This is a genomic window from Bacillus sp. ISL-55, assembly GCF_018613155.1.
Classification (GTDB): domain Bacteria; phylum Bacillota; class Bacilli; order Bacillales; family Cytobacillaceae; genus Mesobacillus.
The window spans coordinates 1-20,054 of sequence record NZ_JAGGQU010000047.1 but is presented as its reverse complement, the minus strand read 5'-3'; the positions used below and the strand labels follow the sequence as shown (position 1 = coordinate 20,054).

The 20,054-nt window shown below is 41.6% G+C and carries 23 protein-coding genes; 7 read left to right on the top strand and 16 right to left on the bottom strand.

Features of this window, described 5'->3' with window-relative positions:
• Positions 1 to 54: 54 nt before the first annotated feature.
• The 7 genes from J7E32_RS20170 to J7E32_RS20140 form a co-directional block, all read right to left on the bottom strand.
• The gene (locus J7E32_RS20170) at positions 55 to 510 is read right to left on the bottom strand and encodes a TlpA family protein disulfide reductase (RefSeq protein ID WP_214911132.1); all 456 of its coding nucleotides are present in this window, start codon (positions 508 to 510) and stop codon (positions 55 to 57) included.
• A 69-nt stretch (positions 511 to 579) separates the two neighbouring features.
• The gene (locus J7E32_RS20165; protein ID WP_214911130.1) at positions 580 to 1,704 is read right to left on the bottom strand and encodes an N-acetyldiaminopimelate deacetylase; all 1,125 of its coding nucleotides are present in this window, start codon (positions 1,702 to 1,704) and stop codon (positions 580 to 582) included.
• Between the two features lie 61 nt (positions 1,705 to 1,765).
• Positions 1,766 to 2,476, bottom strand: a complete 711-nt coding sequence (gene dapD / locus J7E32_RS20160; protein ID WP_214911128.1) for a 2,3,4,5-tetrahydropyridine-2,6-dicarboxylate N-acetyltransferase — start codon at positions 2,474 to 2,476, stop codon at positions 1,766 to 1,768.
• 148 nt (positions 2,477 to 2,624) lie between these two features.
• The gene (locus J7E32_RS20155; protein ID WP_214911126.1) at positions 2,625 to 3,518 is read right to left on the bottom strand and encodes a transcriptional regulator CcpC; all 894 of its coding nucleotides are present in this window, start codon (positions 3,516 to 3,518) and stop codon (positions 2,625 to 2,627) included.
• 70 nt (positions 3,519 to 3,588) lie between these two features.
• Positions 3,589 to 5,094 (bottom strand): MDR family MFS transporter, encoded by a 1,506-nt coding sequence (locus J7E32_RS20150; RefSeq protein WP_214911124.1) that lies wholly within the window; start codon positions 5,092 to 5,094, stop codon positions 3,589 to 3,591.
• Positions 5,095 to 5,232: 138 nt separating this feature from the next.
• Positions 5,233 to 5,679, bottom strand: a complete 447-nt coding sequence (gene cbpB / locus J7E32_RS20145) for a cyclic-di-AMP-binding protein CbpB (protein ID WP_214911122.1) — start codon at positions 5,677 to 5,679, stop codon at positions 5,233 to 5,235.
• A gap of 161 nt (positions 5,680 to 5,840) precedes the next feature.
• A complete protein-coding gene (locus J7E32_RS20140) occupies positions 5,841 to 6,077 on the bottom strand; it encodes a YkuJ family protein (protein WP_041965604.1) in 237 nt (78 codons plus the stop codon).
• A 183-nt stretch (positions 6,078 to 6,260) separates the two neighbouring features.
• On the opposite strand from J7E32_RS20140, the gene J7E32_RS20135 reads away from it, so the two are divergent.
• On the top strand, positions 6,261 to 7,223 hold the full coding sequence (locus J7E32_RS20135) for an MBL fold metallo-hydrolase (RefSeq protein ID WP_286183623.1): 963 nt from the start codon (positions 6,261 to 6,263) through the stop codon (positions 7,221 to 7,223).
• Between the two features lies 1 nt (position 7,224).
• On the top strand, positions 7,225 to 7,464 hold the full coding sequence (locus tag J7E32_RS20130; RefSeq protein WP_214911118.1) for a glutaredoxin family protein: 240 nt from the start codon (positions 7,225 to 7,227) through the stop codon (positions 7,462 to 7,464).
• A gap of 45 nt (positions 7,465 to 7,509) precedes the next feature.
• Here J7E32_RS20130 and J7E32_RS20125 read toward each other — a convergent pair whose 3' ends face one another.
• The 3 genes from J7E32_RS20125 to J7E32_RS20115 form a co-directional block, all read right to left on the bottom strand.
• Complete coding sequence (locus J7E32_RS20125) at positions 7,510 to 8,181, bottom strand: DUF3993 domain-containing protein (RefSeq protein ID WP_214911116.1); 672 nt, start codon at positions 8,179 to 8,181, stop codon at positions 7,510 to 7,512.
• Between the two features lie 224 nt (positions 8,182 to 8,405).
• Entirely contained in the window at positions 8,406 to 8,651 is a 246-nt protein-coding gene (locus J7E32_RS20120) for a hypothetical protein (protein ID WP_214911114.1), read from the bottom strand.
• Between the two features lie 73 nt (positions 8,652 to 8,724).
• Positions 8,725 to 9,933 (bottom strand): EAL domain-containing protein, encoded by a 1,209-nt coding sequence (locus J7E32_RS20115; RefSeq protein WP_214911112.1) that lies wholly within the window; start codon positions 9,931 to 9,933, stop codon positions 8,725 to 8,727.
• A gap of 179 nt (positions 9,934 to 10,112) precedes the next feature.
• On the opposite strand from J7E32_RS20115, the gene J7E32_RS20110 reads away from it, so the two are divergent.
• Entirely contained in the window at positions 10,113 to 10,904 is a 792-nt protein-coding gene (locus J7E32_RS20110) for a C39 family peptidase (RefSeq protein WP_214911110.1), read from the top strand.
• 118 nt (positions 10,905 to 11,022) lie between these two features.
• Here J7E32_RS20110 and J7E32_RS20105 read toward each other — a convergent pair whose 3' ends face one another.
• A complete protein-coding gene (locus tag J7E32_RS20105) occupies positions 11,023 to 11,247 on the bottom strand; it encodes a hypothetical protein (protein ID WP_214911108.1) in 225 nt (74 codons plus the stop codon).
• Between the two features lie 175 nt (positions 11,248 to 11,422).
• Here J7E32_RS20105 and J7E32_RS20100 point away from each other — a divergent pair, with 175 nt between their 5' ends.
• The gene (locus tag J7E32_RS20100) at positions 11,423 to 12,304 is read left to right on the top strand and encodes a metallophosphoesterase (RefSeq protein ID WP_214911106.1); all 882 of its coding nucleotides are present in this window, start codon (positions 11,423 to 11,425) and stop codon (positions 12,302 to 12,304) included.
• On the opposite strand, the gene J7E32_RS20095 is transcribed toward J7E32_RS20100, so the two are convergent.
• Positions 12,305 to 14,464: an EAL domain-containing protein gene (locus J7E32_RS20095; RefSeq protein ID WP_286183621.1), complete on the bottom strand. Its 2,160-nt coding sequence runs from the start codon at positions 14,462 to 14,464 to the stop codon at positions 12,305 to 12,307.
• A gap of 161 nt (positions 14,465 to 14,625) precedes the next feature.
• Here J7E32_RS20095 and J7E32_RS20090 point away from each other — a divergent pair, with 161 nt between their 5' ends.
• A complete protein-coding gene (locus J7E32_RS20090; protein ID WP_214911104.1) occupies positions 14,626 to 15,123 on the top strand; it encodes a L,D-transpeptidase family protein in 498 nt (165 codons plus the stop codon).
• 292 nt (positions 15,124 to 15,415) lie between these two features.
• Complete coding sequence (locus J7E32_RS20085) at positions 15,416 to 15,886, top strand: YkyB family protein (protein WP_214911102.1); 471 nt, start codon at positions 15,416 to 15,418, stop codon at positions 15,884 to 15,886.
• Between the two features lie 72 nt (positions 15,887 to 15,958).
• Here J7E32_RS20085 and J7E32_RS20080 read toward each other — a convergent pair whose 3' ends face one another.
• Positions 15,959 to 16,861, bottom strand: a complete 903-nt coding sequence (locus J7E32_RS20080) for a chemotaxis protein (protein WP_214911100.1) — start codon at positions 16,859 to 16,861, stop codon at positions 15,959 to 15,961.
• 204 nt (positions 16,862 to 17,065) lie between these two features.
• Positions 17,066 to 17,536, bottom strand: coding sequence for a DinB family protein (locus J7E32_RS20075; RefSeq protein ID WP_214911098.1), 471 nt, complete (start codon positions 17,534 to 17,536; stop codon positions 17,066 to 17,068).
• A 141-nt stretch (positions 17,537 to 17,677) separates the two neighbouring features.
• Between J7E32_RS20075 and J7E32_RS20070 the strand changes: the two genes are divergently transcribed.
• Complete coding sequence (locus J7E32_RS20070) at positions 17,678 to 18,823, top strand: aminotransferase A (RefSeq protein WP_214911096.1); 1,146 nt, start codon at positions 17,678 to 17,680, stop codon at positions 18,821 to 18,823.
• 40 nt (positions 18,824 to 18,863) lie between these two features.
• Here J7E32_RS20070 and J7E32_RS20065 read toward each other — a convergent pair whose 3' ends face one another.
• Both J7E32_RS20065 and J7E32_RS20060 read right to left on the bottom strand, forming a co-directional pair.
• Positions 18,864 to 19,040, bottom strand: a complete 177-nt coding sequence (locus tag J7E32_RS20065) for a hypothetical protein (protein WP_214911094.1) — start codon at positions 19,038 to 19,040, stop codon at positions 18,864 to 18,866.
• 62 nt (positions 19,041 to 19,102) lie between these two features.
• Positions 19,103 to 19,984, bottom strand: coding sequence for an NAD(P)-dependent oxidoreductase (locus tag J7E32_RS20060; protein WP_214911092.1), 882 nt, complete (start codon positions 19,982 to 19,984; stop codon positions 19,103 to 19,105).
• Positions 19,985 to 20,054 lie beyond the last annotated feature (70 nt).

Here is a 20,054-nt window from a genome sequence, read left to right as displayed (position 1 = left end):
ACAAACTCGCGGTCTTCCTGAAGAAATGTGTCCGTTAGCTACAGATTCTCCCTTTTATTCTTCCTTTTCCATTTCTTCGAGTACTCTGTCCACGCGCTTTTCTAGCATTTTCAGTCCGCTGCCTCCAGCCTGAAAATGCCTTAATAGACCGTTTCTGTCAAAAAGATAGTAAGCAGGGACGTACTGGTTTTCAAAGGCTGCTGTCAATTTATGTTCACCATCAATGAAGGTGGGATGTGAAATCTGATGTTCTGCTGCTACTTGTTTGATTTCTTCCATATTCATGTCTTTATCAGATCTTGGCATATGGACAGACATTACATTCAATCTATCTTTATAATTTTCACGAAGTTCATTCACCGATGGCATCGCTACCTTGCATAGATGGCAGCTGATCGACCAAAAATGAATCAATGTCGGCTTTTCACCAACCAGCTGTTCCCTGGTAAACTCGCCGTTTAACCATTCAGTAGCTCCAGATATCTCAGGCATAGGCTGACGCAATCTCATATCGAACACCTCTTTTTTGATATATCTATTTAACTGACACTTTAAAGCCGGGTTTGACAAATCATCAGTTTAGTTGCTTTTATACTCAATATACTTTGTCAGCAAGTTAATAGCTGTCCCGATGGCGTCCTCATTCGGATCCAGTCTGGCATGATGAAGTCCATGGTCCGAATTAACACCGAGCCAGAACATGAAGCCAGGAATCTGTTTGAGCATATAACCAAAGTCCTCTCCAGTCATTGCTTCTTTACAAACAATCACGTCGATATTTTCACTTTCCTCAGCAAAGGCGATAAATTCACGTGCCAATTCTTCATGATTATAAACTTGATGATACATGGCTCCATAGTCAATTGAAGTCTTGCATTGATAGCCTACTTCGATACCTTTTACGAGTGCTTCAATCCTTTCCTTCACTCTAGCCATAGATTCTACAGACAGTGTGCGGATTGTACCTTCAAGCCTCGCAGTTTCAGCGATGATATTTTGCACTGTGCCGCCGGTGATTTTGCCGATAGTTACAACAGCACTGTCAAGTGGATCAACATTCCTGGAAACAACAGACTGAAGCTGGTTCACAAGAGCACATGCTGCCACGACCATATCATTAGTCTGGTGCGGATAAGCAGCATGCCCGCCCTTCCCCGCAAGGTCAATGAACAGTTCGGAAGTATTGGCAAAAAGCAGACCTTCCCTAGTTGCTATCGTGCCAACCGGATATTCGGGTGCAATATGCAAAGCTATAATCATATCAGGCTTCCATTCCTGCATGATCTCAGTATTAAGCATCGGCTCAGCCCCACCCGGTCCTTCTTCGGCAGGCTGGAAAATGAACAGCAAATTGTCATCAATTGGATGAGCAACAAAGTAGGATATCAGCCCAAGGGCTATGGACATGTGGAAGTCATGCCCGCATGCATGCATTTGCCCTTCATGAAGGGATTTGAATTCCAAACCGGTTGCTTCTGAAATCGGAAGACCATCGATATCAGCTCTGTAACCAATCGTCTTCTTTGGATTTCTTCCTTTGATCCTTACAAAGATTCCAGTCTTCCATGTCTTAATTTCCAAGGAGTCCTGAGAGAGACTGCTTAAAAAATTAAGGAGATACGCCTGAGTTTTGAATTCCTTGAAACCCAGCTCAGGAATTTGATGCAAATCTCTTCTAATTTTTACGAAAGTAGTAGTATCCATAGAGTTCTCTCCCCTTATAAAAGAAAGCGCGGACCATTTATCCACGCTTTCTTGCTTCCTATTAAAGCTGGCGAAGCTCCTGCTTGATTTCAGTTTTTGATTTCGTTTTTTCATCGATTTCCTTGATGACGCGTGCCGGTGTTCCAGCTACAACCGTATAAGGAGGAACATCGTCGATAACTATTGCGCCTGCAGCAACAACTGCACCCTTGCCCACTGTTACGCCCTCAAGGACAACAGCATTGGCTCCGATTACTACATCATCTTCAACTATGACTGGCTTCGCTGAAGGTGGCTCGATCACACCAGCAAGCACAGTACCTGCACCAATGTGGCAGTTCTTGCCGACTGTTGCACGGCCGCCGAGTACAACGTTCATATCGATCATAGTACCTTCGCCTACAACAGCGCCGATATTAATTGAAGCACCCATCATAATAACGGCATTATCACCGATTTCCACCTGGTCCCTGATGATCGCACCTGGTTCAATACGAGCTTTGATATTCTTCATGTCCAGCAATGGAATAGCTGAATTTCTGCGGTCGTTTTCAACGACATAATCTTCAACCTTTGCCTGATTTGCTTCGATTGCCGGATTGATTTCAGACCACTCTCCGAATACTACACCAGTGTTGCCAGTAATGAACGTCTTGGAATTCTCGCCAAAGTCGATCCCTTCCAGGTCGCCTTTAATATATACCTTTACCGGTGTGGCTTTTTTGCTATTTTGAATAAACGAAATAATTTCATTAGCATCCATCATTTTCATAAATTATTCCTCCAATTATGTATGTATTCTCAGCCTATTCCCATTAACAAGTTGCTCTTACACAGAATTAATGTGATAAAGCAACAGCGCGAAAACAGCCTTTTCTAAAAATTACTTTAACAAACAAAAGTTTTTAAAACAAGAAAAACTATTTATCTGTTTTCTTGGACTCAACAATATGTTCTTTGACGATATCAATGAAGGCTTGGACCTGCTTTAACCGGAAGGCTGATTCATAGCCAAGAAGCCAGGTGTCCCTTCCCAATGGTTGATTGTTTTCGTCGTGCAGCGGGACTTTGAAAATGTCCTTCTCCGCCCCATTAAGTGTTATTGCGGGAAGGATTGCGTAGCCAATGCCGTTAAAAGTCATTTGTTTACAGGTTTCAATCTGGTCTACAATAATTGTCCTTTTTGGCGCAGTCTGGAATTGCCTTAACCACCAATCCTGGATTTCCTGGTAGTAATTTGAATCACTTTTGAATTGGATAAACGGACGGTCTGTTTCCAATACTTGTTCAGGACTCGTAATTTCCGTGTCCACCAAATACAGACTGTCCTTGAATAAATGGATTTTGACACCCTTCCAGTCTGGTGTGCCCCTGATGATTCCAATGTGCACCTGATCTTCATAAAGTGCCTTTGAAATTTCACTGCTCCACCCAGTAACAAGCGAAATTTTTGCCTGAGGGTAACGGTTTACATATTTCTTCAGTACCTGCGGCAGCCAATTTTGACCAACAATCGAAGCTACAGCTATTTTAAGGGTTCCATACACCTCTGAATTTAATGCATGGATTGATTCCCTGGCCTTTTCCTCTCTGGCAATTGTCTCATTGACGAATTGGATGACGATCTCTCCCGCAGGAGTTAAAGTCAGCCCTTTTTGAGACCGGAGGAAAAGCTTAGTACCCCAATCCTTCTCAAGCGATTGGAGTCGCTGTGACAAAGCTGGCTGTGATACGAATAATCTCTCCGCGGCCTTCCTCATATTCATTTCCTGTGCAAGCACAGATAACAGGTGAAACTCTGAAATAGATGACATAACTGAACCTCTTGATAAGATTTTCTTATATTATAAATGAACTTTTTACATTTACAGAGAAAACTGCAGATCACTCTGCAGTTTTCTCTTTTTTAGGCAGGAATAAGATGAACAGTAAACTGACAATAGCAAAAATAAATACAACAATGTAAACCGAATGAAGGGCATTTGTCAGCGCATCCTGAAGGATTGTCTTCAATCCTTCAGGGAGCTTCATCCGTTCTGATTCATTGAGCAGAACATTGGCTGTATCGATCGTCAGATCCTGATCTTCTGCTCCATTCTTTTTCATGTAGCTCAAGATGCTGCTATTAAGAACTCCACCCAGCAAGGCAGCTCCCACTGTATTGCCAAGGTTTCTCATGAACATATTGGCTGCCGTTGCGATGCCTCTTTGCTGCCAGGCAACTGTACTTTGGATGAAAACAATGAATGCCGTACTAGTAAGACCCATCCCCACTCCAACGAAAAACGACCCTGCCGCAGCCCATAATGGACCTGCTTCAGGCTTTAGGGTGACAAACAGGATACTGCCAAAAATCAATGCTGCACCACCAAATAGAGAAGTCTTGCGATAGCCTATACTCAAGAGCAGGCGACCGCTAACCGCCGCTGCAATTGGCCAACCAATTGACATGGCCGTCAAGGTGAAGCCAGCTACAATCGGCGACCTCTCCATGACCCCCTGTACAAAGGCAGGCAAAAAGCTTGAAATACCAATCAGCATGACACCAGTTGTCAAGGAGGTCATATTCGCAATGAATATAGACCGTTCACGCCAAATATTAAATGGCATCATCGGCTCTTCTGCCCTTCTCTCTTGAATAATAAAGAGGATCAAGGTCAGAACACTCAAGCCGATCAGGCCGATCGTTTGTGGGGATGTCCAGGCCCAATTTGCTCCCGCTTCGACCAGGACAATCATCAGTGAACTTATCGCCACAGTAAGGAGCACTGCTCCAGGATAATCAATCTTATGTTTCTTTTTCTCAATATCTTCATGAAGATAAAGCCAGAGACCAGCGATGGCAAGGATACCGAGTGGGACATTGATCCAGAAAACATATCTCCAGCTGGCATATTCCACTAGCAAGCCTCCAAGCGCCGGTCCCGAAACTGCTGAAATTCCCCATACACTGGAAAGATACCCTTGTATCTTCGCCCTTTCTTCCCTTGAATAGATATCCCCTACAATTGTGGTTGCAATCGGCATGACCGCACCGGCTCCAAAACCCTGGATGAACCTGTATAAAATTAGCATCTCCATCGTTTCGGCGGTTCCGGAAAGAATCGAACCAATCAAGAAAATGATAATCCCAAATGTTAAAATTGGTTTCCTGCCGAATAAATCGGATAATTTTCCATAGATAAGAACAGTAACTGCATTCATAAGCAAGTACGCAGAGAAAACCCAGCTATATAACGCAAAACCGCCCAGATCGCCGACGATTGCCGGCATTGCCGTAGAAACGATTGTGCCTTCAACAGCACCCATGAACATGGCAAGCATGACAGTTGCCAGTACAAAAGGGCGTTTTGTTTCCTTCTTGTTCATTTTTTGTTCAGCTTGTCCCATTTACACACCTCTTAAAGAAAAGCGCAAGCGCCTTGCTCAGCCCAGACAAGTACTGAAGCTGGCGAGTATTTAAAGTAAAGTTATTATTTCTTAAAAAGTAAAAAATTCAGCTCCCGTATCCGGGAGCTGCCTTATGGTCTATTTCTTATTATACCTTTTAACTTGCTTGCTTAATTTCAACAATACGGTCCGTCTTGTCAGAATACCTTCAAAAATTCCTGAATCATCTTCTATACAGAGAAAAGGGTGATCTACAAGAAGGTCTAAGGAGGATTGAAGAGTTGAGTGGATGTTGATTCTTGGTATTTTCGAATTCATAGCTTCTTCGACTCGTTTTTTCTCAAGCTGCTCAAACTCGATTCTCTCCAGGCCGAGAATTGAATCCATTATAATAGGTGTACTGATTAAACCCATCAGTCGATAATGAGGGTCAAGGACAGGAATCGCAGTATACCCACTCTTGGTTAAAACAAGAAGAGCATGCTCAAGGCTATTGCCGACTTGGACATGGGCTACGCGTTCAGAAGGTATCATCACGTCTCTAATTGACACTTCTAAAAACTCACCGCTGTAAAGACTAATCATGGCGAAAACTCCCTAATATGGATTTCTTTCCATTACATTTTATCACAAAACGAATGGAGGCGCTTTTATTTAGTTTACCTCAAGAAAAAGAGGATATTAAATACAGAATTCAAAACAAAAAAGGACCACAGATGGGTCCCATTGTTATTGAAGATTACAGATTATTGAATAAGATCAAAAATCTCGATTGTAATCATATCAATGTTGTCGAATTGATATTTCTTCGGCTTTTCTTTGTCAGTGTATACTTCCAATTCGTATGTTTCCGTTTTTGGATGATATGTAACCTGGCATTTGCGCTCTCCATTAACTTCAAAAAAGCGTTGAGCAGGTTCTCCTCCATTGGACTGCTCCTGCAGATTCTTTAAACGAGTGACTATTCCCTGAAGCTGTGACATTATGCTTCCTCTCCTTTCAAAACAAAAACCAATAACTTATAAATAGATTTTGCAATTGGCCTATTTATATCCATGTAAAATGATTTCAGAATTTTCTATACACAATTCTTTACATGTCAATATTAACAGAATAAAATAATGTCAGACGATGTACAAGTAAAAGCTTTGAAAAGGAGTGATTTTTTGAAAAAACCATTGAAACTATCCGCAAATGTCTTTCTGATTGATGATTTTGATTTAAATATGGCGGAACGCACAGGTACATATGTTTTGACCGAAGAAAAGGTGACGCTTATTGAAACATCCGCAAGTCCCTCCATTCCCTATATCCTTGAAGGCTTGCAAGCACTAGGTGTAACTCCAGCCGATATCTCCTACATAATTGTGACACATATACACCTAGACCATGCAGGGGGAGCAGGATTGATGCTCCAGCATTGCCCTAATGCTAAAGTAATCGTTCATCCAAAGGGCGCCAGGCATCTAGCTGACCCTTCAAGATTGATAATGGGAGCAAAGGCTGTATATGGTGAAAAGTTTTCGCAGCTATTTGACCCGATCGTTGAGATTCCCAAAGAGCGCCTGGTGGTGAAAGGCGACGGCGACACTCTAAAAATAAGTGAGACACTGACACTTGAATTTTTAGATACGCCAGGCCATGCAAACCACCACTTCAGTATCTATCACCCGCTAACAAACGGGATTTTCTCTGGTGACACCGCCGGGATTTTTTATCCGCAGCTTGATCGCGAAGGCATAGAATTTTACCTGCCTACGACCTCACCCAACCAGTTTGATCCGGAAAAAATGCTTCATTCCATAAGCCGTTTTAAGGACCTCGGGCTAGAGCGAATTTATTTTGGACATTATGGCATGTCAGAAAAACCATCTGAAGCTTTCAGGCAAGTGGAGAGTTGGCTTGAAATTTTCGTTACAGAAGCAAAACAGGCAGTTCAAGAGGAAAAGCATCCAGAAAAACAAGTTGAGTACATTACACAGAAACTTTATGATAAAATTAAAACTCACTTAACCCAGCTGGGACTGTCAGATCAGCATCCGATATACGAACTGCTATATCTCGATGTAAATGTCAGCGCCATGGGGCTGGCTCATTATTTAAACAAGAATCCTGGAGGAACCCATTAACATGACCGAAATCATTGTTTACACCCAGAACGATTGCCCTCCCTGTAAAATCATTAAAATGTTCCTAAATGAATTCGGTTTTGCCTATACTGAAAAAAATATCAACCAAGATGAACAATGCAGGAAAGAACTTACTGAAATCTACAACTCCTATTCCACACCTACGATCGTGATTGAGGAAGAAATCATCACAGGCTTTGACCTTGAGAAGTTGAAAAAGGTCTTGGATATACAAGAATAAAAATTAAGCGTGAAATCTATTATCAGATTTCACGCTTAATAATTTCTATAATAAACCGAATAACAATGTCCTGCTCTCATTTTTGAAGATTACTCCTAACTCCATGAACGTCTTCAGCGTTGAGAAATTCGGTCCAAACACCAATTTTTCGATCGTCGGCTTTTCTTCGTTCTCAGTGTTTGCAGCCTGATCCTGCTCCTTCGCTTTTTCCGGATAGGCTTTATTGATTACTCCCTGTGGAACCTCATCATACAAGTAATCTGCTACCTTCCATTTACCAGTCTCTTTAACGAGCTTCAAGCCTTCATAATGATCTTTATAGCCTACAGGTCCTTCCGTGTTGCCAGGGAAAAACTCGATGACATAAATTTCATTCTCCATTTCGACGACTTTTGTTTTTTCTGAAAAGGCATAAAACGGAATATAATATAGAGCGAAGTCTGTTCCGTAAGTCTGGTAATCATTTTCCTGTCCAACCACATTCTCTTCTATGAATCGGGACTTATAGTCCTCTGTAAAATAAGGATCCAGTACTTCTTCAATTTCCTCCATACTCCGGCTTTTTTCACTTAAGGTTACCTGTGAATCAAACGCCTTACCGAGGAATGCGAAAACTTCTTCTCTGCCATCCAAATCTGAATTTGCAAATGCGTTGGCGGGAACCATAAATAATAAAAACGATAAAATCAAAAATAATAGCTTGAATTGCTTGTCCATTTTCTCCCCCTCCTCCGTGATGACTAGTAAATACAATTTTACCAACATTTACCCTATTTGATTACGAAATTCATTCGTAAAATAACATCAGCATCTGACAGAAAAATCTGTTTCACACTATCAATTTACCCTCATATGACTCGAACTAACGCATATGTCAAAAAAATTGTAGTTTTATCAGGTGACATTTCATTTTAACCAAAAAAATAACCCCCATTTGGAGGTTAATACCCTGTTCCAGTAGTCACTGCAAAATAAACGACGAACAACAGGGCAATGGAGAGAACAATTATATATGTCAAAAAAATCGGGTTGCGGATATAAGCGTGTTCCTGGACAGCACCAGGAATCTGGGAATCCAGATTGCCTTGAGCCCTTTTCTGTCCCTTTCCGAAAGTCCAGGTATAGAAAAGGCCAGCAACCAGTATCCCTGCACCTGCCAGTAAAAGCATGGTCGTATATATGCTCAATTAATCTCCCCCTTATAGAAGGCTGTATATATAAATTGTGCATATTCCGTTTTACTATGCTCTTTTCGGCTTGTTAAAATAACCCTTCACGTTGATTAAGAAAGGAAGCGCTCAAATCAACAAATAAAAACTCTGTTTCATTTAAAGGCAGTGAAAACGTCCGAATGACGTCCCCCGTTTCAATGTCACTGTAGCGGTCTGACAGGATTCCTTTTTTTCCTGTCCTCATTCTAATGATATTCTCGAGGAAGTAAGGCCTCCAACTCCAGTTCTTACCCTCGTATTTTGGCTGCAGCAGCCACTGATCTCCTGTTTTATAAAGGTTTGGCGATAGCTGGAAACCATCTTCGTCACATATATACATCCGGAAGGCAATTCCATCAAGGCTGTCTCCAAGGGACATGAGGAACTCGCTTGGATTTGGCCATTTTTTATGGCGGTTTATCAGATCCTGGAACTTTGTATGCAACTCGATTCTCAAATCAAAAAAAGCATGAAGCCTTTTCTTCTCGGATAGAATAAACCCATGAATTTCAGCCTTTAATTTTTCCCTGAGAATATCTTTTTTAACTAATTCCCTTTGAGGTTTAATCAGATAAAACCCTTGATATAACCTGCCTCCGTTCTTCCAGGCAAACTGCAGCTGGTAAGGGGTTTCGATGTTTTCAAACAATAGGGTTGCGCCAATCTTGCGCGCGAGAATTGATAAAGAATGGAGGACATCGAGATAAGCAGGACCAGAGTTATTGGACCTAAGAGAGGACATATCAACTTTTAGGATTTCAGGTTCAATCCCTGCAATGCGCTCAAAATAGCCGCTTTCATTTCCAACTTTATCCATAGCTATTTTAATCCCAAAGGTTTTGTAATAGTTGATTAGATGCTGTATATGACCTTGTTCGTTGGAGACGGAAATTTCAAGTACAATTTGCTCAGGTTTGATCCCCTTTTCCTGGTAAGAAAGAATCAATTGCAAAAATCCTTCTCCATCATCCATCATTAGTAAACCTGCATCCCTGTTTACAAACCATAAAAGCTCCTGCTCCACGGTGTGAGAGGCAACTTCCATCGCTTTGTTAAAAACAACATTTTCAACTTCGAGCCGATACTCTTCCGGGATGGAATCATCCTGAAAAAAAGACCCGAGACTTATATCATCTTTTCCGTCAATATACCGGCCCAAAACTTCATACCCTATGATTTTATGCTCATCCGCATTAAAAATCGGCTGAAAAAAAGGAACGACATGTTCAAGGTTGGTTAAGATATCCAGAGCGTCCAATTAAAACGGAAACCTCCCTTCAAAATGCAACTGCTTGAGAAATTACAACCCACTAATGTGATATGAATGATTTTACCATAATATGAGTATTCCCTCAGTTACACTGTTTCCATTTTCCTCATGTCATAAAATCATCTTTTAAACCAAAAATAAATATAGGCTTATGGAAGGATGATGACATGAAAACGTGGCATTTCATCGGCATTCTTCTTCCATTGCTTGGATGCAGCCACGGCTCGCCCGCCGAAAATGAAACACAAATGCAGAAAACCTTGAATGAACCAATCATCTCGAATGAAAATCCTGAGCCAATTCAGGATATTGCGGTCCCAAACCCTATTCAAAATCAAGAAAAACAAGAGCAACAACAAAAAAGTAAAGCGTTAATGAATGTACCCTTGATCAAACAAAATCCGGAGTTGAAATACGGTTGTGAAGTAACCAGCCTGGCGATGATGCTGAAATATGCCGGAGCTGATACAGATAAAATGAAGCTTTTCAATGAGATAAAGAAAGATAATGATCCTCTAAAGAGATCAGCTAACGGTGATATTTTGAGCTGGGGGAATCCTGCGGAAGGTTTTGTTGGAGATATGACCGGAAAGCAGGCAGGTTACGCGGTCTTCGATAAACCAATGGTTGATTTAATTAATCGGTATTTACCAGGCAGAGCCGTCAATTTGACAGGCAAAGATTTTAGCGAAGTACTTGAGCATGTATCCGATGGCTATCCAGCAGTTGTTTGGACTACCGGTGATTATCGGCTGCCAGATCGGTGGGAATCCTGGAACCATGGCAATGAGGTCATCAAAACGCCACTAGACCTTCACGCAGTAGTCCTGGTCGGGTTCAATGAAACATCGGTCTATCTGAACGACCCCCTATCTGGCAGAAAGCAAGTGTCAGTAAACAAAGATCGCTTTATTGCATCATGGAAAGCGATGCAATCAAGAGCAGTCAGTTACCGTTAAAATATGGGATAAGGCTGGAATTAATTCCGGCCTTGTCTTTTTTATAGGATCTTTTCTAATGAATTGCCCGGAGGAAAGCCGATTCAGGCGGAAAGCATGGGAACAATAACAGTGACTTTTAATTTTCTCTCCTCTTTTTTTCAAGTGACCTGTGAAGCTTTACAAGCGAATGGACGATCGTCCTTTTTTTATTAAAACCTTTCGCGACAGCACTCTCGCCATTAAAGACAGCTACTGAATTCCCCCATGTTCCTAAACGATTAAAACCATATACAAAAACCTTTATATGTCCATTTTTTGCGGGAATAAATATCATTTCCATCCTATTATCATAATCATCCATCAACAACACCTCGAATACATTTACCTATTAAGGACCTGTCATATTTCCTTCCTCTTCCCTTCTAGAATTAATTAAAAACATCATGAATCAGGCCCTTCCCTAAAATGGCACTTCTAATTTCCTTGTTTGTTTGCTAGTATAGTAGAGAAAATTCGGGAATAGGTTGGTATTTTTCATGTCTGAACAAATCACTCGGAGGACTTTTATAAAAAGGGCAGTCGGAACCTTGTTGACTGCTGCAGGACTCGGCACAGGGAGCTATTTTTATGCCCGTGAAGTTGAACCCCGCATGCTTGATATTACCCGGCATACTATTAAAAATGCCGCGTTGCCATCCGGGTTTGATGGAGTCAGGGTCATTCAGTTCAGCGATACCCATATTGGATTCCAGTATACAATGGAACAGCTGAATCAATTGATTACCAAGATCAATAACCAGAAGCCTGACCTGATTGTTTTTACTGGGGATTTACTTGACGATCCCCGACACTTCACTGAAAAAAACAAGCTTATTTCCATTTTGAGCAGCCTGGATGCCCCGTTAGGAAAGTTTGCGGTGTATGGTAACCATGACCATGGGGGATACGGGTCAGATCTATATAAACAAATAATGGATCAATCAGGATTCACATTATTATTGAACACCTCAGCTAACATTAAGCTTCTCGATGGCAGTTCAATATGGATTGCCGGAATTGATGATGCTATGCTCGGTAAACCGGATCTGAACGCGTCCATGGCCAAAATACCTGCAAACTCATATACAATCCTCTTATCCCATGCTCCAGACAAGGCAGAAGAAGCTGCACAACATCCAATCCAAATGCAGATGAGCGGACATAGCCATGGAGGACAAATCCAGATTCCTTTCTACGGGCCATTGGTTACCCCGCCTTTTGCCGAAAAATATGTGGAGGGTTTTTATACTATTGGCCCCAACGACGGTCTGACTCTATATGTGAACCGCGGTCTTGGAACGACCAGGCTCCCGTTCAGGTTTTTGTCCCAGCCTGAACTTGCGATTTTCACATTGAAAAGTGAAAAAACAAGCAGCTGATCAGCTGCTTGTTTTTTGTTTCAGGATAAACTTTTCCTCAGCTTCCTGTGCTTTTAATGGTCTTGCAAAAAAGAAACCCTGCGCTTTTTCACAATCGGCATTTGTCAGGAAATCAACCTGGCTCTGCTCCTCGACACCCTCGGCAATCACTTCCATTCCAAGGCTGTTGCCCAAGTGGATGATCGTTGTTATGATTGCGGCATCCTTGCCGTTATACTTTATATCTCTTATAAAACTTTGGTCAATTTTCAATACATCGATCGGAAACTGTTTCAAATAACTAAGCGACGAATACCCAGTTCCAAAATCATCAACCGAAATTTTGATTCCCAAATCCTTCAACCGCTTAAGAATTGGGATCGTCTCCTTTGTATCCTGCATTGCTCCCTCGGTAATTTCGATTTCAAGAAGAGATGGCTCAATATTGTACTTCTCTATCGAACTCTTGATGATCCGCACTAAATCCAGCTGCATGAATTGCTTAGGAGATATATTGATAGCAATCCTGATTGGCTTTCCCGCCTTCTCCGTCCATTCCTTGACTTGCCGGCATGCCCGGTCGATTACCCAGTTTCCAATAGGTATAATCAAACCTGTGTCCTCTGCAAGAGGGATGAATTCAGCTGGTGAAATAAAGCCGAATTCACTGTTGTTCCAGCGCAGCAATGCTTCGAAGCTTGATATTTCATTGGTAAGCAGATTGATCTGCGGCTGATAATAGAGTTCAAGTTCGTCCCGTTCGATAGCTTTTCGCAAATGAGCCTCGAGCGCTATGATATTTACCCCGGTAGACTGCATGTCTGAGCGATAAAATTGAAAATGGGCCTTTCCTTTTTCTTTTACGCTATATAAAGCTTCATCGGCATGTTTAATCAGTGTTTCAGCATCCTTCCCGTCATTCGGGAAAAGACTGATTCCAATACTCGGTGTAATATAGTACTCTTGGGAATTAAAATAAAAAGATTCATTGAATCTGCATAATACTTTCTGCGCAAATTCCCCAGCAGCTTTTCTGCCTGTTCTTTCTAGTACGATGATAAATTCATCGCCGCCCTGTCTGTAAACAGTACAGTTTTCTTTTTGGATGTCAATCAATCGATCGGCAACTTGCTTCAAAATCTGGTCACCAACAAAATGTCCAAGTGTATCATTCAAATACTTGAAACGATCTATATCCAGAAACAGAAGGGCAAATTCGGTCTTTTGCTTTTTTTTATTTTTGACAAGACTATCCAGTTGATCAAGGAGGGCGCGCCTGTTGCGCAATCCAGTCAGCTGGTCATGAAATGCCATGTATTTAATCAGTTCTGTGCTTTTTGCCTGCTCGGAAAGATCTCTGATTATGATATACATGCCCTTAATTTCAGAATGAATCACGATCGGAATTGTCTTTAAATGGACCGTCAGGAATTTTCCTTTTCGGTGCATGAACCGACAATCGAGGGATTCCTTTGAATTACCCATTTTCGTATCGGATAACACTTCCTTAAAGGGATGCAGGTCACTTTCACATATTAAGCTCGTGATTCTCTTCGATTTAAGCTGTTTGACCGTATAGCCTGTCAATAATTGAGCGGCCGGATTGACATCAAGGATCTTCCCCTTTAAATCAATTGAAAAAACAGCATCCAGATTATGGTCAATAAGCGAACGATATCGTTGTTCGCTATCAATCAATCTATTTTTTTCTTTAAAATTCTCTGTTATATCCCTGGTTACGGCTACAACATATTTTACTTCTCCGTCTTCATCCTTGATGGGAGTCAAAAGCGTCTCTCCAAGAACCTGATTGTCGTTATCCATGTCTACTTCATCATGGAAAACGACTTCCACGCCCTCTTTTACTGCCTTAATATATTGTGTTTTTAACGGATTCAGATGGTTTAGAGATAGGACCTCATCCATCGTCCTGCCGATATCACTAACAGTCATCCCTGCATGGTGAAGACCATTCTCATTGGCGAATAAATAACGGAATTGGTAACCCGGTTCGATCTGCATGATAAAAACAAGATCTTTTACATGTTTAAAGATGATATCTAAAATCATCTGTTCTATTTTTGTCGAAGCAGAAATGCCTCTTCTTTTAGTTATTCTTGATTGCTTCATCTGATTCATCAAACCATCCTCATTCCAGAAGTACAATAGTACCTGGTCCATGATTGCGAACTAGTTTTATATTCCTATTTTACTCTTTAAAATAAGGAAAAACGATACTATTTTTTAAAAATTTACAATCTTTCGCTAAAAAACGACAAAAGATTCTCGAAAGGTGCCCTCTCCAATCATCCAGCATAGACTGCATTAGAGGAGGAGATTCCATGTATCACATTGTTAAAAGAGGAGAAACGCTAGCGGTGATTGCCGCTAATTATCGCAGGACGCTTCAACAACTCCTTGCGGCCAATCCCGGTATCACGAATCCCGCACTAATCTATCCTGGACAGCGAATTGCAATTCCGGGACTTCCAGACCCAGCTTCTATTCCTTATTCGATTTCCGTTTCACTGGGCAACAAAAGGCTTTCACTTTTCCGTTCAGGCACGCTGATAAAATCCTACCCCGTTGGCATCGGAAAAATGCTGACGCAAACTCCGGTTGGCGAATATGTGATTGTGAACAGAGAACCTAATCCCGGCGGCCCATACGGCTCCATGTGGTTGTCGTTATCAAAACTTGGGTATGGTATTCATGGAACAAATAATCCTGCTTCGATTAGCAAAGCCGTTTCGAAAGGATGTATACGGATGCATAACAAAGATGTTCTTGAGCTGGCTCGGCAAGTTCCAAATGGAACTAGAGTCAGAATCACCCGATAGTTCTCTATTAAACGCTGTTTTCGTAAAGATTGTTGTTAAGATCCTAAAGCCGATTTTAACGTAATAAAAAGCCATTTTGCAGGTCGGCACTAAGTTTGAATGCTCTTTTCTCATAAAAAGAGTCAACTTTACGAAAAAAACAGATCTTGAAATCCTATTTGTATTCAATAGCAACAAAGTTTGAGAAAAGAGCACTCTTAAATGGCTTCTATTTCTCAATCAGCCAAATAAAGGGTATAATAAAAATAGTAAAAAAAGACATGCTTAACAAAAATGAAAGGAGCCTAACCCATTGAATAATGAAAGGAACAAGATCCCCTCACTCCGTCCAACGATTGAGAACCTCTCACAAGCAATCTTCACTGTGAATCGTCATGCCAAGACTGCTCCCAATCCAAAGTATTTATATCAGTTAAAACATGATGCGATTAAAAAAATGCTGCGTGAAGGCAAAGCAAAAAAAACAGGACTCCATTTTTCAAACAACCCGAGAAACAGCCAGCAGCAATCAGACGTACTAGTGGTTTGCGGTGATTACACATTCCATATCCCGCCGACCAAACAGGATTTCGAGCACCTTCCCCACTTAGGTAAGCTGGATCAGTCAGTGAGGAACCCGAAGGCCACCATTTCCTTGACTACAGCGAAAAGGTTATTGTCAGCCTACACAGGGTTGAAAGAATCCACCGAAACAGCCGGAGCAGGCAAGACAAGGAAATATGCGAAACCTGTATTCAAGAAGCTTGGAGAACGGTACCCTTAACCGACAAGTGCTGGATCCGGACATTGACCTTTTTTCATAAGAGAAAGCTGAAAACCAGCTTTCTCTTTTTGATTATAAAATCAATTCATCTATTTTAAGAACTAATTCACTTATCTCCGGCTTGCTGATCTGGGCATCTGCTCCGACGACACTACCCTTATGGCGCAATTCATTCGTGATTAATGATGAAAAAATGATAACAGGAAGTTTTTCCAGAACCGGATGTTCTTTTATCCTTTTTGTCAGGTGATGTCCATCCATTTGCGGCATTTCTATGTCTGTGATCACAAGCTGTACTGCCTCTGAAAAATCATCAGCATTCTCTGCCAGGTGTTCAAGATATGTAATGGCATCTTGTCCATTCTCAAAAAATTCAAGGTATTGGAATCCAGCTTCACTCAAAGTATCATGAAGCATTTTTCTTAACATCGCAGAGTCTTCTGCAATCACAATTTTCTTCAATGATCGCTCCCTCGGACCAAGTTTCTTGACATCGCTGACCTTGATTCCAGAATCAGGATTGATTTCAAGAAGGATTTTCTCAAAGTCCAGGAAAAGCACCATTTCTCCGCCTAACTTGATTACTCCGATTATTTGGCTCTCCTGTCCCTGATACATTTCTGACGGCTTCTCTATTTGAGCCCAGGAAATGCGGTGAATTTGCGAAACGGTATGGACATGGAAGACTGTCTTCATCTGATTGAATTCGGCGACAATCAACTTGTCCTGCTGTGGATTTGTTGACTCCTTTAGGCCCAGCGCAGCAGCGACATTGATGACCGGCAGCACTTCTCCCCTAAGTTCCATGATTCCCTCCACAAATGGATGGGCGTTCGGAATTGCCACTACAGGTACAGGATTGAGGATTTCTTTAACTTTCATGACATTTATCGCAAATTTATTCTGGCCAATGCCGAACTCGACAATTTCCAGTTCATTCGTGCCTGATTCTAATAAAATACTGCTATCATTCATATTGTTCTTCCTTCTCTATATAAAATTAGTACTATATACCTCTTATCGGCACGACTATTTAAACTGTTTAGTCAAAGACTTGAGAAACAAGGTGCTTGAAACGAAAAAATGTTCTATTGTCACAAAAACGGCAAGATTACTTTATACAAACCAGGTTTTGAGATTAAATAAAAAGCAAACCGAAAGCTCGGTTTGCCCTCTGAATCAATTCACTAATGTCCTGCCTAATGCTGCATCTACTTGCTTTTGATGATGAAGGTCGTGCTGGATAAAATCGACCAGATATGCGCCAACCGTCATGTGGTGATCGGAAATTTTAAATGACACAGCCAACTTGTCATTGTCCATTGCTTCAAGCATCTTATGGAATTCTCCTCGAACAGTAAGAAGGCCACTGAGAATCTCTTCTTTTGTGGTACTTTCTGCGTATTCGCGTGCTCGTTCGTTGACACTTTGAAAATCAGGGTAGGAAGGCAATTCAGCTCCTTCAATGAAATAAGGGAACCTTTCCTTTAATGAGTATTGATCCCAGAAAAGCAGATGCGACACAACCGCAGCAACCGACCATTTTCCATCCCCTAAAGGCTTATTCCATTCAGCCTCTGACAGGCCCTTGAGCGAATGGATCCATCCATTAAATTCTTTATAATGTTGTCTTATCTCTTCCAAATTCACTTGAATCTCTCCTTTTAGTTATTACTTAAAAATAATATTCGCCGCTCAATCTAAATAACCTTTTTGACCGTAATGACGAATTTTACATCTTTCTCATTCATCATGGTAAAATAGTGATATTCAATCGGAGGGATGAAAGACGTGGAACATTTAATTAACAATAGGGTGAAAAATATAGAAATCTCAGGAATCAGGAAATTCTTTAATATGGTTGCAGATGTGAAAGACATGGTTTCCTTGACCATAGGCCAGCCTGACTTTCCGACACCTGGACATGTCAAAGAAGCTGGCAAGAAAGCGATAGATGATAACATCACTACATATACCCATAACGCTGGACTAATCCAGCTAAGGGAGGCAGCGGCGGACTTTTACCGTAAAAAATATAATGTCGATTATTCAGCAGAACATGAAGCAATTATTACTGCAGGAGCAAGTGAAGCCATTGATATAACTTTCAGGACCATTCTTGAAGAAGGATGTGAAGTCATCATCCCGGGACCTGTTTACCCAGGGTATGAACCAATTATCAAACTTTGCGGTGCCATACCGGTCTATGCGGATATCAGGAATACACAATTCAGGATGACTGCCGAGTTGATTGATAGCCTGATCACCGACAAAACAAGGTGTATCGTCCTCCCATATCCGTCAAATCCGACCGGGGTCAGCTTGAATGAAGAGGAACTGAAAGAAATCGCACAGCTGCTAAAAGACAGGGAAATCTTTGTCCTGGCAGATGAAATCTACAGTGAGCTTGTTTATGAACAGCAGCATGTTTCAATTGCCCAGTTCATGAAAGAAAAAACCATTGTGATCAATGGACTATCCAAATCCCACTCGATGACCGGCTGGCGAATAGGCATGCTATTTGCGCCTGAATATCTTGCAAAACACATTCTGAAAGTGCATCAATATAATGTGACATGTGCGACTTCGATTTCACAAATGGCTGCTTTAGAGGCATTGACAGCCGGGGTGGATGACGCATTGCCAATGAAGCAGGAGTATGCTTCAAGGCGAGATTATGTATTCAACAGGCTTCAATCTATGGGTCTTAATGTAATCAAGCCTGATGGCGCGTTTTACTTTTTTGTCAAAATTCCGGCATCCAATATTTCATCATTTGATTTTTGTATGGAATTGGTCAATGAAGCGAAGCTGGCAGTGGTTCCCGGGAGTGCATTCTCTGAATTAGGAGAAGGGTATTTCAGACTTTCCTACGCGTACTCAATGGATACGCTAAAAGAAGGGCTGCATCGTTTGGAAAGTTATTTGCGGAAGTAAAGTGGAAAGCCGTTCCTAAATCGGCAGGAACGGCTTTTCATTATGCCTTGTATTTCCCGTTATTCTTAGAAGCTTTCTCTTTTTTCGCCTTGTCCTTATGGATCTTATTGGTTGCAGCACTGCCAATTTCATGTGAAAACTCAGAATCAATTACAGCAGAGTCAAAACCCTTTTTGTTCTTTTGCTGCGTGTCGTTCTTTTTCGTCCTTTTAGCCATAATAATCCCCTCCTTTAGGTTTTAGTATCTTTACCTGAGGAGGGGACTATGACTAGAAAATATTATGATTGTTTCCAGTACTTATATAGTGCCTGTGTACCGCTGTTTTCTTCGCCTTTTTCCGCGATTTGCTCATATAGCGACAACGCCAAAGAAAGTCCTGGCACTTGCATGTCCATACGCTTCGCTTCATCCAGGGCGATTTTCATATCCTTGATAAAGTGCTTGATGTAAAACCCCGGCTCGAAATTGCCGTCAATTATTCTTGGTGCCAGATTGGAAAGCGACCAGCTGCCTGCTGCTCCGGTCGATATGCTTTTCAAAACGGTTTCTGGGTCAAGGCCAGATTTTTCAGCATAGATAATCGCTTCACATACACCAATCATATTGGAAGCAATCGCAATTTGGTTGCACATCTTTGTGTGCTGACCTGCACCAGCCTGCCCCTGATAAACAATATTAGTGCCCAGGATATTTAGCAAGGGCTCTACCTGAAGAAAAGCCTCATCATCGCCACCCGCCATGACAGCAAGCCTTGCTTCACGGGCACCGATGTCCCCGCCGGAAACTGGCGCATCAATTGCATGAATTCCCTTCTCTTTTGCCTTTTCATGTATTTCTTTTGCAAGGGAAGGAGTCGAGGTTGTCATATCAATTAAATAACTTCCTGGCTTGGCATGGTCAATCAGACCGTTCTCCCCCAAATAAACTTCTTTTACGTCTGATGGATAGCCAACAATCGTAAAAACAACATCTGCCTTCTGTGCTACATCACGCGGCGATTCGGACCATACCGCTCCTTTTTCAAGCAGGTCAGCAGCCTTTTCCTTTGTTCTGGTATATACGGCGAGCTGATAACCCGCATCAAGCAGATGGCCTGCCATGCTTTTCCCCATAACTCCTGTACCAATAAAGCCGATTACCGTATCTTCTTTAGAAAGCATATGTACTCCTTCTTCCCTTTTTAAATTTTAGTTATATTTTAACATTAGACAGAACAAAAAGCGCAAGCGC